10 protein-coding genes are annotated in these 12,478 nt (G+C 70.3%); 2 read left to right on the plus strand and 8 right to left on the minus strand.

The features are described from left to right. Positions 1–48 precede the first annotated feature (48 nt). From ACRYRV_RS03185 to ACRYRV_RS03205, 5 genes are all read right to left on the minus strand, one after another. Positions 49–1,491: an NAD(P)(+) transhydrogenase (Re/Si-specific) subunit beta gene (locus ACRYRV_RS03185; RefSeq protein ID WP_309637313.1), complete on the minus strand. Its 1,443-nt coding sequence runs from the start codon at positions 1,489–1,491 to the stop codon at positions 49–51. A gap of 15 nt (positions 1,492–1,506) precedes the next feature. Then, complete coding sequence (locus ACRYRV_RS03190) at positions 1,507–3,078, minus strand: Re/Si-specific NAD(P)(+) transhydrogenase subunit alpha (RefSeq protein ID WP_444985991.1); 1,572 nt, start codon at positions 3,076–3,078, stop codon at positions 1,507–1,509. A 175-nt stretch (positions 3,079–3,253) separates the two neighbouring features. Continuing rightward, positions 3,254–5,158, minus strand: a complete 1,905-nt coding sequence (htpG, locus tag ACRYRV_RS03195) for a molecular chaperone HtpG (RefSeq protein WP_444985990.1) — start codon at positions 5,156–5,158, stop codon at positions 3,254–3,256. A 123-nt stretch (positions 5,159–5,281) separates the two neighbouring features. Then, complete coding sequence (locus ACRYRV_RS03200; RefSeq protein ID WP_309637310.1) at positions 5,282–5,752, minus strand: PaaI family thioesterase; 471 nt, start codon at positions 5,750–5,752, stop codon at positions 5,282–5,284. Beyond that, positions 5,745–6,248, minus strand: coding sequence for a PaaI family thioesterase (locus ACRYRV_RS03205; protein WP_309637309.1), 504 nt, complete (start codon positions 6,246–6,248; stop codon positions 5,745–5,747). The genes ACRYRV_RS03200 and ACRYRV_RS03205 overlap by 8 nt, the downstream gene beginning before the upstream one ends. 182 nt (positions 6,249–6,430) lie before the next feature. Between ACRYRV_RS03205 and ACRYRV_RS03210 the strand changes: the two genes are divergently transcribed. Beyond that, positions 6,431–8,410: a transglycosylase SLT domain-containing protein gene (locus tag ACRYRV_RS03210; RefSeq protein ID WP_444985989.1), complete on the plus strand. Its 1,980-nt coding sequence runs from the start codon at positions 6,431–6,433 to the stop codon at positions 8,408–8,410. 69 nt (positions 8,411–8,479) lie between these two features. Here the strand turns inward: ACRYRV_RS03210 and ACRYRV_RS03215 are convergent, their stop codons facing one another. Further along, positions 8,480–9,124 carry a LysE family translocator gene (locus ACRYRV_RS03215; protein ID WP_444985988.1) on the minus strand — a complete coding sequence of 215 codons (645 nt, stop codon included), beginning with the start codon at positions 9,122–9,124 and terminating at the stop codon, positions 8,480–8,482. Positions 9,125–9,413: 289 nt separating this feature from the next. Between ACRYRV_RS03215 and ACRYRV_RS03220 the strand changes: the two genes are divergently transcribed. Then, entirely contained in the window at positions 9,414–9,620 is a 207-nt protein-coding gene (locus tag ACRYRV_RS03220; protein WP_253450361.1) for a cold-shock protein, read from the plus strand. Positions 9,621–9,734: 114 nt separating this feature from the next. On the opposite strand, the gene ACRYRV_RS03225 is transcribed toward ACRYRV_RS03220, so the two are convergent. Next, entirely contained in the window at positions 9,735–10,442 is a 708-nt protein-coding gene (locus ACRYRV_RS03225) for a hypothetical protein (protein ID WP_309637307.1), read from the minus strand. An 85-nt stretch (positions 10,443–10,527) separates the two neighbouring features. Beyond that, positions 10,528–12,471 carry a M48 family metallopeptidase gene (locus tag ACRYRV_RS03230; protein WP_444985987.1) on the minus strand — a complete coding sequence of 648 codons (1,944 nt, stop codon included), beginning with the start codon at positions 12,469–12,471 and terminating at the stop codon, positions 10,528–10,530. Between the last annotated feature and the right edge of the window lie 7 nt (positions 12,472–12,478).

A 12,478-nucleotide genomic window follows, 5' to 3' on the forward strand; every position in this document is an offset into this window, starting at 1 on the left:
GGGGCCCGAATCGGCAGCCGATTCGGGCCCCGCGCCGCTGGCGACCCCCTAGTCGATATGGGAGAGCAGCGAGTCGATGCTCTCCCGGGCATCCCCGTAGAGCATCCGGGTATTCTCCTTGTAGAAGAGCGGGTTCTCGATGCCGGAGTAGCCGGTCCCCTGGCCGCGCTTGCAGACGAACACCACCCGGGACTTCCACACCTCCAGCACCGGCATGCCGGCGATGGGGCTGGCGGGGTCCTCCTGAGCGGCCGGGTTGACGATATCGTTGGAGCCGATGACGATCGCCACGTCGGTACGCGGAAAATCGTCGTTGATCTCCTCCATCTCCATGACGATGTCGTAGGGCACCCGGGCCTCGGCCAGCAGCACGTTCATGTGGCCCGGCAGGCGACCGGCCACCGGGTGAATGGCGAAGCGTACCTCCTTGCCCGCCGCACGCAGCTTGCGCACCAGTTCGCTCACCGCGTTCTGGGCCTGGGCCACCGCCATGCCGTAGCCCGGCACGATGATGACGCTGTCGGCGTTGTTGAGCGTCGCCGCCACCCCGGCGGCATCGATGGCCACCTGCTCCCCCTCGATCTCGGCGGCAGGGCCGCTGACGCCGCCGAAGCCGCCCAGGATCACGCTGACGAAGTTGCGGTTCATCGCCTTGCACATGATGTAGGAGAGGATGGCACCGCTGGAGCCCACCAGGGCCCCGGTGACGATCAGCAGGTCGTTGGAGAGGGTGAAGCCGATGGCCGCCGCCGCCCAGCCGGAGTAGCTGTTGAGCATCGACACCACCACCGGCATATCGGCACCGCCGATGCCCATGATCAGGTGGTAGCCGATAAAGAACGACAGCGCCGCCAGCACCAGCAGGGTCCAGAAGCCGGCACCGTTGAGATAGAGCACGGCCAGCAGCAGGGAGAGTGCCGCGGCGCCGGCATTGAGCCTGTGCCCCCCCGGCAGCTGGCGGGGCTTGCCCTCCACCTTGCCGGCCAGCTTGCCGTAGGCGATCACCGAACCGGTGAAGGTCACCGCGCCGATGAAGATGGCGAACACCACCTCCAGCTGCAGGAAGGTGAGCTCATCCGGGGCCTTGGTGGCCACCAGGGCGGCAAAGGCCGAGAAGCCCTCGGTGGAGGCCTCGGCGGCCCGGGCCGCCAGCACCCGGCGCCGCTCCAGGTCGGCGCTCCAGGCCACGAACACCGCCGCCAGGCCGACGAAGGAGTGCAGCGCCGCCACCAGCTGGGGCATCTCGGTCATGGCCACCCGCTTGGCGACGACCCAGCCGACCACGGCGCCGATCAGCACCATGGGCAGCATCCAGCCGTAGCCGCCGATGCCCGGCCCGAAGGCGGTGAAGAGCACCGCCACCGCCATGCCGACGATGCCATACCACACCGCCCGCTTGGCCTTCTCCTGGTTGCTCAGCCCCCCCAGGGAGAGGATGAAGAGCACGCTTGCCGCGATCGCCGCGGCGGACACGAATCCTTGACTCAGCATCTTGTCTCTCCGGGCTCAGGACTTCTGGAACATGGCCAGCATGCGACGCGTCACCACGAAGCCGCCCACGATATTGATGGTGGCGATCAGCACCGAGACGGCCGCCATAAGCACCACGAGGCCGCTGCCGGAGCCGATCTGCAGGATGGCGCCGAGGATGATGATCCCCGAGATGGCGTTGGTCAGCGCCATCAGCGGGGTGTGCAGCGAATGGCTGACGTTCCAGATCACCTGGAAGCCCACGAAGCAGGCCAGCACGAAGACGATGAAGTGCTGCATGAAGGAGGCCGGGGCGATCTGGCCGAGCAGCAGCATCAGCGCGCCGCCCACCCCGAGCATCGTCACCTGGCGCCGCGTCCCCGCCTTGAACTCGGCGAGCTCCGCCGCCCGCTTCTCCTCGCGGGTCGGCGCCTTCTCCCTGGGCTTGGGCTTCGCCGCGGCGATGGCCTTTACCCTGGGGGGCGGCGGCGGGAAGGTGATCTCGCCGCCGTGGGTCACGGTGGCGCCGCGGATGACGTCATCCTCCATGTCGTGGACGATGGCGCCATCCTTGCCCGGCGTCAGGTCGGTCAGCAGGTGACGCACGTTGGTGGCATAGAGCAGCGAGGCCTGGGTGGCCATGCGCGAGGGGAAGTCGGTGTAGCCGATCACCACCACGCCGTTGTCGCTCATCACCCGCTCGTCGGGGCGGGTCAGGTCGCAGTTGCCGCCCTTCTCGGCGGCGAGGTCGACGATCACCGAGCCGGGCTTCATGGCCGCGACCATCTCCTCGAGCCACAGCTTGGGCGCCGGCCGGCCGGGAATCAGCGCCGTGGTGATAACGATATCGATGTCGGGGGCCTGCTCCCGGAAACAGGCCAGCTGCTTTTCGCGAAACTCGGGGCTGGAGGGCGCCGCATAGCCGCCGGTCTCGGCCCCATCCTGGCTCTCCTCGAAGTCGAGGAAGAGGAACTCGGCGCCCATGGACTCGATCTGCTCGGCCACCTCGGGACGCACGTCGAAGGCTCGCACCATGGCGCCCAGGCTGACAGCGGTGCCGATGGCGGCGAGCCCCGCCACCCCGGCACCGATCACCAGCACCTTCGCCGGCGGCACCTTGCCCGCCGCGGTCACCTGGCCGGTGAAGAAGCGCCCGAAGTGGTTGCCGGCCTCGATCACCGCGCGATAGCCGGCGATATTGGCCATGGACGACAGCGCATCCATCTTCTGGGCCCGGGAGATGCGCGGCACCATGTCCATGGCCACCACGCTGGCGCCCCTGGCCCGGCACGCCTCCAGCAGCGCCTCGTTCTGGGCCGGCCAGAAGAAGCTGACCAGGGTCTGCCCCTCCCGCAGCAGGCCGACCTCCTCCTCGTCCGGCTCGCGCACCTTGATGACCACCTCGGCCGCGGCCCACAGCGCCTCGGCGCCGTCGACCACGCTGACGCCGGCGTCCCGGTAGGCCTGGTCGTCGAAGCCGGCGGCCGCACCGGCACCGGCCTCGACCAGGCACTCGTGGCCCAGCTTCTGGATCTGGATGGCGCTTTCGGGGGTCAGTGCCACCCGCGCCTCCCCCTTCGCTCGCTCCCTCGGGGCTCCAATCTTCACGTCACTCTCCCGTTCAATGGCCTGCCGGCGGCGGCAGCCGCCGCCTGCCTTCAGACTAGGCCACGAACGAGCGCCCGTCCGGTTGGACTTTCGGTCCTGCGGCGCCCCGCCGCACCCCCAAACGACGGCGCCACCCCGAAGGGTGGCGCCATGGTTGCTCCTCAGCCGCGCAGGCTCAGGCGGTCAGCAGGGCGTTGAGCCGCTTGACGTAGGCGGCGGGGTCATCCAGATGGCCGCCCTCGGCGATGATCGCCTGGTCCAGCAGCACCCGCGCCAGATCGCCAAAGCCATCGCCCTCGGCCTCCTCAAGACGCGCCACCAGGGGGTGCTCGGGGTTGAGCTCCAGAATCGGCTTGACCTCGGGGAGCGTCTGGCCGGCGGCCTCCATGATGCGGCGCATCTGGAAGCCCATCTCATGCTCGGGCAGCACCACGCAGGCCGGGGAATCGGTCAGCCGGTGGGTCACCTTGACCTCCTGGACCTCGTCCCCCAGGGCCTCCCTGACCCGCTTGACCAGCGCCTCCTTGGCCTTGGCGGTCTCCTCCTGGGCCTTCTTCTCCTCCTCGCCTTCGATGTCACCGAGGTCGAGCTCGCCCTTGGCCACGTCCACGAAGGACTTGCCCTCGAACTCGTGAAGGTGGCTCATCAGCCACTCGTCGACGCGGTCGTGGAGCAGCAGCACCTCGATGCCCTTCTTGCGGAAGATCTCCAGGTGAGGGCTGGACTTGGCCGCATTGAAGCCGTCGGCCACGATGTAGTAGATCTTCTGCTGCCCTTCCTTCATGCGCTCGACGTAGTCGGCCAGGGACTGGTCCTGGGTGGCGCTGTCGGTATGGGTGGTGGAGAAGCGCAGCAGGCCGGCGATCTTCTCGCGGTTGGCGAAGTCCTCCGCCGGTCCCTCCTTGAGCACCGCGCCGAAGGTGTTCCAGAACGTCTGGTAGGCCTCCTTGTCCTTGGCCAGCTTCTTGAGCATGTCCAGGGCGCGCTTGGTGAGGGCAGACTTGATCTTCTCGACCTTGGGATCCTGCTGGAGCAGCTCCCGGGAGACGTTGAGCGACAGGTCTCGGGTGTCCAGCACCCCCTTGATGAAGCGCAGGTAGAGGGGCAGGAACTGCTCGGCATCGTCCATGATGAAGACGCGCTGCACGTAGAGTTTCACGCCCCGGGCGCCGTCGCGCTCGTAGAGGTCGAAGGGCGCACGGCCCGGCACGTAGAGCAGGCTGGTGTAGTCGAGCTTGCCCTCGACCTTGTTGTGGCTCCAGGTCAGGGGGTCGGAGAAGTCGTGGGCCACGTGCTTGTAGAAGGCCTGATACTCCTCGTCGGAGATCTCGCCCTTGGGACGGGTCCAGAGGGCGGTGGCCTCGTTGACGGTCTCCCAGGAGAGGGTCTCGCTGCCCTCGATCTCCTTGCCCTCCTCGTCCCGGGCCTTCTCGACCCGGGGCATGCGTACCGGCACCTCGATATGGTCGGAGTACTTGCGCACCAGGCTCTTGAGGCGGAAGTCGTCGGCAAACTCCCGGGCGTCCTCCTTCAGGTGCAGGACGATCTCGGTGCCGTGGACCTCGCGCTCGATATCGGCCACGGTGAACTCGCCCTCGCCCTTCGAGCGCCACTCCACGCCGTCACCGGCCGAGCTGCCCGCCTTGCGGGTGCGCACGCTCACCTCGTCGGCCACGATAAAGCCGGAGTAGAAGCCGACGCCGAACTGGCCGATCAGTCGAGCGTCCTTCTGCTGCTCGCCGGAGAGCTGCTTGAGGAACTCGGCGGTGCCGGAGCGGGCGATGGTGCCGAGGTTCGCGATCACCTCGTCGCGGCTCATGCCGATGCCGTTGTCGCGCACGGTGACGGTGCCCGCCTCGGCGTCGTGTTCGATCTCGATGCGCAGCTCGCTGTCGCCTTCATAGAGGGCGTCGTTGTCCAGCGCCGCATAGCGCAGCTTGTCGCAGGCATCGGCGGCGTTGGAGATCAGCTCGCGCAGGAAGATCTCCCTGTTGGAGTACAGGGAGTGGATCATCAGGTGCAGCAGCTGCTTGACCTCGGTCTGGAAGCCAAGGGTTTCTTCATGCGTGGCGGTGGTCATGGTGGTCGGACCCTCATCGACATGTTCAGCGGCGGCGGATGCCGCCCGGTTGATCACTGGCGTCGATATGGGGCCCCCGGAGCGCTTTTCAACCCTCGCCGGCCACCCGCTCACTTTCCTGCCCTACTCCCCCCTGGCCCCCGGCTCCCCCAGCACGAAATGCAGCCTGGCGGTGGCCACCGGCATCGTCTCCGACTCCTGCCAGGCGCAGACCCTTACGTTGGCCAGACGCCGTCCCTCACGCAGCAGCGAACAGCGGGCGAAGGTGGGCGCCACCCGGGCGGTGCGCAGGTAGTCGATGGAGAGGTCCACGATGCGCGGCAGGCGCGGCTCCCGGGCCGCCAGCATCAGCTCCAGGGTGGCGGCGGTTTCCATGAAGGCCGCCACCACGCCGCCGTGCAGCGCCGGCAGCAGGACGTTGCCGATATTGTCCTGCTGCGGGGCCAGGCGAAAGCGCAGGCCGTCTCCCTCCGAGTCCGGCTCCACGTCAACCCCGATGCGCCGGGCATAGGGCACCAGCGCCAGCCAGGCAGCGAGGTCCCCCTCGGCCCGGGTGCGCGAAAGCCACGCCACGCTGTCGAATCCTTCAGGCATCACCGTCCACCTCCTCGTCGGCAAACAGCGCCTCGGCGAAGCCGGGCGGGGTATTGCGCGGCCCCAGCCGCACGAAGTTGCCGATGCCCCGAGCCACCGGACGTCCCTCCTCCTGCCAGGCCCAGCCCTCGGTAAAGACCACCGACTCGGTGACCCTGACCACCCGGGCCTCGGCGAAGAGCGCCTGCCCCGCCACCGCCGGACGGTAGTGGTCCAGGCGCAGGTCCAGGGTCGGGCACACCTCGGGGGCCGGCAGCCCACGCAGCACGGCGCTGCCGCAGACGGTATCCAGCAGCATGGTGAGCACGCCGCCGTGGACCAGGCCCCGGGAGGCATCTCCCAGCAGGTCGTCGCTCCAGGGCAGGCGCATGCGGACCGCCTCGGGCCCCACCTCGACCACCTCGAGGCCCAGCTCGCGGGTGTGGGGAATGACCTGAACGAAGCGCGACAGGGCGCGCCGCCAGGTCGCGGGGGATCGATCGAAAGTGGGCGTCACGCCGATGGCCTCCTGGAATTCCAACAAGCGTTTGAAAGCCATCCCAGACTAGTCGCGCTCCCGCCGCCGCACAAGGCGCCCCCTCAACGCTGGACCACCTTCCGTTACGTTTTCCCCTCTACCCAGGCGCTTCGCAATGGGCCACGATATGGGCTATCGCCCCCACCTTCGGAGACGCTGCCATGCGCCTACGCCACTCCGCCCTGCCGTTCAGCGCCCGGCGCAGCGGGGCCCGTCGCATCGCGACCCTGCTGACCGCTCTGGCGCTGTCGCTGCCCCTCGTCCAGGCCCAGGCCGACGACCGCGCCATGCGCGACGCCCTGGAGGCGGCCCGCAACCAGCAGTGGGAAGGCGTCGACTTCGGCGCCATCGAGGCACACCCCCTGGCCGGCTACGTGGAGTACCACCGCCTGCGCAGCCGCCTGCCGCAGCTGGAGCCCCGCCAGGTGCTCGGCTTCATCGACCGCCACGCCGACTCTCCCCTGGGCGAATGGCTGCGCGGCCAGGCCATCGCCCAGTACGGCCATGCCGGCCGCTACGACAGCCTGCTCGCCGTGGCCGACGGCGAGCCCGCCGGTACCGCCCGCCAGTGCTACTACTACACGGCCAAGCTGGGCAGCGACCCCGCCGCCGCGGCCGAAGGGGGGCTGGGCCTGTGGATGGTGGGCCGCTCCCAGCCCGACGCCTGCGACACCCTCTTCGGCACCCTGCGCAGCCAGGGGGTGATCGGCGAACAGCAGATCTGGGAGCGCAAGATGCTGGCCTGGCAGGCGGGCGAAAGCGGCCTGGCAAGCTTCCTGGGGCGCCAGCTCGGCAGCCGCTGGGAGGGAGCCCGCGCCGCCATGGAGCAGCTCGGCGGTGATTTCGCCGCGGTCACGCGAGTGCCCGCCTGTCTCGGCCCGGAGTGTCGGGCCAGCGGGCCGCTCTTCGCCGCCGCCATGCACGGCTTCACCCGGGCCGACACCGAGGCGGCCCTGGAGGCGTGGCGCAAGATTGGCCCCCACCTGCCCATCGAGCGCGAGCACCGGGCCGGTATCGAGCGCGACCTGATCTTCTACTCCCTGGTGCGCGATATCCGCCACAACCGGGGCTGGGTGGACCAGTCCCTGGCCGAGCGCAGCGACGCCGACCTGCTGGAGCTGCGCGTGCGCGCGGCCCTCGGCGAGCGCGACTGGCGCGGCGTGCTGGAGTGGCTGTCGCGGATGGAGCCCGATACCCGTGACGACACGCGCTGGCACTACTGGGCCGGGCGCGCCCAGGAGCAGCTGGGCGATGACGCCCGGGCCCGGGAGGCCTATGCCCGCGCCGCCGAGGGGCGCAGCTTCTTCGGCTTCGCCGCCGCCGACCGCCTGGGACAGCCCTACGCCCTCAACCTGGAGCGCAACGGCTTCGACGAGAGCTTCCGCGACCAGGTGGCGCGCTGGCCCGCCGTGCAGCGCACCGAAGCGCTGCTGCGCATCAACGAGCCGGGACTCGCCGCCAGCGAGTGGTATGGCGCGGTGGAACGAGCCACGGCGCGCGAGGCCCGAGCCCTCGCCGACTACGCCCAGCGCCGCGGCTGGCACGCCAAGCTGGTCCAGACCACCATCACCGGCCGCATGTGGGATGCCCTGGAGTGGCGCTTCCCGGAGGCCTACCGCGAGCACTTCCTGCACTGGGGGCGCATGACGGGGGTCGACCCCTACCTGCTGATGGGCATCGCCCGCCGCGAGAGCGCCTACAACCCCGAGGCGGTCTCCCCCGCCGGCGCCCGGGGCCTGATGCAGGTGATGCCGGGCACCGCCACCCAGCTCGCTCGCCAGCTCGGCATCAGCGACCCGGGCCCCTACGGGGTGCTCGACCCCGAGCTCAACATCCGCCTGGGCAGCACCTATATCCGCGACATGCTGGACCGCTACCGGGGCAACCGGATCGCCGCCGCCGCGGCCTACAACGCCGGCCCCGGCCGGGTCGACCGCTGGCTCGCCGATGCCCCGGAGGAGTTCGACCTCTTCGTGGAGAGCATCCCCTTCCGCGAGACCCGCCTCTACGTGCAGGCGGTGCTCAGCTACCGGGCGATCTTCGAGAGCCTGGCCAACGGCGGCTCGAGCCAGGGGGTCTCCATGCTCAGCCCCACCGAGAAGACGGTGCGCTACGACCGCTCGCTGCTGGCCAGGAACTGACGCCGCAACGCCCGAACAGACCGCCCCGGCCACGGCCGGGGCGGTCTCGCTGTGGCCGTGCCCGATGGCTCAGGCCGGGGGCCGCTCAAGGGCCAGCTTGATGCCGAAGGCGACCAGCACCGCCCCGGTCACCCCGTTCAGCGCCCGGGAGAAGAGGCGGCTGGCCAGCAGGCGCCCGGCGCTGCCCACCATCAGCGCCACGCCGATCTGCCAGAGGTTGGCGATCAGGAAGTGCACCCCGGCCAGGAACAGCGACTTGGCCAGCGCCGGGTCGCCGGGGGCAATGAACTGCGGCAGGAAGGCCATGTAGAAGACCACCGTCTTGGGGTTGAGCACGTTGGAGAGCAGCCCCTCGCGCAGCGGCCGCCACATCGGCACGGGGCGGCGCTCGCCGGCCACGCCGGCCACCGGCAGCCCCTGGCCCCGTCGCGCCGCCAGCAGGCCCTGCAGGCCGAGCCAGATCAGGTAGGCCGCCCCGGCCAGCTTGAGCAGCTGGAAGGCCCAGGCCGACTGCAGCAGGATCAGCGAGATCCCCAGCGCCGACACCGCGGCGTGGACGAAGAGCCCGCAGCAGATCGCCAGGCTGGTCAGCACGCCGTCACGCACCCCGCCCCGAGCGGTGTTGCGGATCACCAGCAGGGTATCCACCCCGGGCGTGACGGAGAGCAGGGTGATGGCCACCAGAAAGGACCAGAACTGGGCATCGATGAACATGGCGCGGACGCTACCTTTGGGTGGGGAGGCGGGCTTGCTGCCCGGCGGGATTCGATCTACAGTGACCCTGCGGTCGATGGAAACGCCTTCAGGGCGGCTCTATCGCGGGGCTCGAACCGCAACGTTCGATCACCCACCGCAGCGTAGGTCAGCAAGAAACAAGTCGTCGGTTGTACTTCGATTTCTCGAAACACAGGGCGCGCACTTCTTCCTTGTACTGCCCACGCACCTCGGGCCTTCGCCTCGGCGAGCCCGGCACGACCATTAAAGTATGTTAAGGAAATCGACAATGGCAACTGGCACTGTCAAGTGGTTCAACGACACCAAGGGCTACGGCTTCATCTCTCCGGACGACGGCGGCGATGACCTGTTCGCTCACTTCTCCGAGATTCAGGCTGAAGGCTTCAAGACCCTGCAGGACGGCCAGAAGGTCACCTTCGAGGTCACCCAGGGCAAGAAGGGCCTTCAGGCCTCCAACATCCGCGTCGCCGACTGATTCGGCCCGCGGCCGGCCACGCGGCTTCCGCGTCGCCAGCGCAACAGGAAGGCCCACCTCGCGGTGGGCCTTTTTTGTGCCTGCTCTGCACGCGGGTCCTGCGGCAGAGGGCGCTCAGGGATCATCAAGCTCCATGGGCTCGAGCTCGATATCGTCGAACTCCATGGGTTCGAACTCGGGCAGCTCCTGCTCCACCTCGTCGAACTGCTCCTGCAGGCGGCGCTGGGCCTCCTCGAAGCGGCGCTCCTGCTCCTCGATGATGGCGTCGATATCGGTGCTGGTGGGCCCACCGGTGCCCAGCGCCTCGTCATCGAGGCCCGAGTCGAACTCCATGCCGGCATCGAAGCCCTCATCGCCCTCCAGGGGCTCGGGCACGGCGGCCTCCTCCTCGGCCTCCTCGAACTGCTCCTCGATGCGCCGCTGGGCCTCCTCGAAGCGTCGCTCGGTCTCCTCGAGCATGGCGTCGATCTCGTCCCGGGTGGTCTCGCCGGGCAGGGCGGCGCCCTCGTCCAGGGTGCTGGCGGGGGACTCTCCCAGGGTGTCGGCCTCGGGTATCTCCTCCGGCACCGCCTCGGGGTCGGGCACCACGGGCGCCTCCTCCTCGGCCGCCTCATCCACCAGGCCCGCCTGCTCCTCGGCGGGCAGCTCGTCCTCCAGCGCCTCCGGCTCCTCGACAGGCGCTGCACTCTCCTCCTGGGCGGCGGGCTCGGCCGCAGGGGCCTCGGTAGCCGGCGGCGCCGGCTCATCGCCGTTGCCGCAGGCGGTCAGGCCCAGGGCCATCAGCGTCGCCAGCAGGGCGGGCTTCCAGTGTCTGTTATGCATGTGCATGCTCCCGCACGTCTGAATTCAGGGTGAAACATTCCACCAGAGCCATCCGCCACTCGCAAGGTCGCCGTGGCCCCGGGCGCTACTCCTCCCGCAGCGGCAGCGGGCAGCCCAGGCTCCAGGCCACCGCCCGCAGCAGCTCGGCCTCCTCCGGAGCAATATGGCCATCCTGCTCCACGCAGCAGACCATGGCGGCCAGGAGCGCCGGGCGCTCGGCCTCCGCCAGACGGGCCAGCCGCTCCATGGCCCAGTCCAGCTCCGCCGCGCTGGAGGGCTCGCGCACCGGGTCCAGCGCCACGCCCAGGGCGCGTCCGGCCTGGGCCAGGGACTCGATCAGGTAGTCCGCATCGCCCCGGCCGGCCCGCGCCAGGGTGGAGAGCAGCAGCGACAGCGGACCCGCCAGGTCCCGCAGAGGCCGGTCTCGCCGCGCCCGGCGCTCCCCCTCCACGCCGGCCAACACCAGCCGATGCAGCGCCCACTGCAGGGCGCCCGGGGTCGTCTCCGCCGCCATCAGGCCGGCCAGGCACTGGCGAAAGCGGGCGAACTGCGCCGCCGATAGCTGACGCAGCACCGGCAGCGCCAGCTCGATCAGGGGCAGCCGGTCTCCGGCAGCGAGGGCCGCCAGGGGCGCGTCGAGGGCGTCGAGTTCGCGCAGCACCTCCGGCAGCGCCTGGTTGGCCAGCACCCGGCGCTGGGCCTCGCGGCTGGCCGGGTCGACGCCCATCAGGATGCCGTAGACCAGCGCCCGGGCCGCGAAGGGGTCGTGGGCCGCCACCACCAGGCGGTCGTCGAGCCCCGCCAGCCGACGCCGGGCCCGGGCCAGCGCCTCCGGGTCGGGCTGACCGACGCTGGCCACCACCGCCCCCGCGATGGCGGCCCCGGCCAGGGCACCGCCGGCCCCTCCTCCCCCGCTTCCCCCGAGCACGCCTCCTCCGAGCACGCCGCCCCGGGGCTGGGACGACGCCGAGGCGGCGTCCCCCTGCGGCGCCCTCGGCGTCGGCGCAAAGGGCTCGGGCAGGGTGCCGTCCCAGTGCGGCAGCACCCGCCGGATACGCGCCTCCAGCGGCGGGTGGGTGGCGGTCCAGCCGCTCAGCGCGCGCACGCCGCTGCCGAAATAGAGGTGGCTGAACTCCGCGGCCTGGGGCGACATCAGCCGTGAGCCCAGCCGGTAGGCGGCCAGGGTCTGGAGCGCCCCTCCGATGCCTTCGGGATTGCGGGTGTACTGGACGGCACTGGCGTCGGCCAGGAACTCACGCTGCCGGCTCACCGCCGCCTTGATCAGGTTGCCGCAGAGGGTCCCCGCATAGCCCACCAGCATCAACCCCGCGCCCCCGGCCACCAGCGCCACCTGGGCGCCGCCACCGCGGCGCGAGGCCCGGCCGCGGCCGCCGGCGGCGGCCCCGCGCAGCAGCAGCCGGCCGATCAGGCCGATCACCAGGATGCCGTGAAGCAGCGCCACCAGGCGCAGGTTGAGACGCATGTCGCCGTGGAGGATATGGCTGAACTCGTGGGCGATGACCCCCTGGAGCTGATCGCGGTCGAGGTGCTCGATGGCCCCCCGGGTCACGCCGATGGCGGCATCCTGGGGATCGTAGCCGGCGGCGAAGGCATTGATGGCGTCGTCGTCGAGCAGGTAGACCGCCGGCACCGGCATGCCCGAGGCGATGGCCATCTCCTCCACCACGTTGAGCAGCACCCGCTCGCGCTCGTTGCGGGTATCGGCGTTGAGCGCGCGCCCTCCCAGGGCCTCGGCCACCGCGCTGCCGCCGGCACGCAGCTGCAGATGGCGCAGCACGGCGCCACCCAGCACCACGGCCACCACCCCCAGCGCCACCAGGCCAAAGAGTTCGGGCTCGAGAGCCCGAGCCAGGGGGTCCGGGCCGCCAAGCTGGCCATCGAACAGCACCACGGCCAGGGCCACCAGCACGCTGGCCGCCACGATCAGGCCGGCCACGGCCAGCAGCAGCAGAAGCACCAGGCGGCCTGTCAGGCGCCGGGCGCGATCCTGGGCGGTAAAGAAGTCCATTCGCGCC

It is taken from the genome of Halomonas mongoliensis, assembly GCF_052496345.1.

Excerpts from the sequence above, each read along its gene's own strand:
- htpG (WP_444985990.1), bottom strand. The coding sequence starts at position 5,158 with ATGACCACCGCCACGCATGAAGAAACCCTTGGCTTCCAGACCGAGGTC.
- ACRYRV_RS03215 (WP_444985988.1), bottom strand. The coding sequence starts at position 9,124 with ATGTTCATCGATGCCCAGTTCTGGTCCTTTCTGGTGGCCATCACCCTG.
- ACRYRV_RS03220 (WP_253450361.1), top strand. The coding sequence starts at position 9,414 with ATGGCAACTGGCACTGTCAAGTGGTTCAACGACACCAAGGGCTACGGC.
- ACRYRV_RS03210 (WP_444985989.1), top strand. The coding sequence starts at position 6,431 with ATGCGCCTACGCCACTCCGCCCTGCCGTTCAGCGCCCGGCGCAGCGGG.
- ACRYRV_RS03185 (WP_309637313.1), bottom strand. The coding sequence starts at position 1,491 with ATGCTGAGTCAAGGATTCGTGTCCGCCGCGGCGATCGCGGCAAGCGTG.
- ACRYRV_RS03200 (WP_309637310.1), bottom strand. The coding sequence starts at position 5,752 with ATGCCTGAAGGATTCGACAGCGTGGCGTGGCTTTCGCGCACCCGGGCC.
- ACRYRV_RS03225 (WP_309637307.1), bottom strand. The coding sequence starts at position 10,442 with ATGCATAACAGACACTGGAAGCCCGCCCTGCTGGCGACGCTGATGGCC.
- ACRYRV_RS03230 (WP_444985987.1), bottom strand. The coding sequence starts at position 12,471 with ATGGACTTCTTTACCGCCCAGGATCGCGCCCGGCGCCTGACAGGCCGC.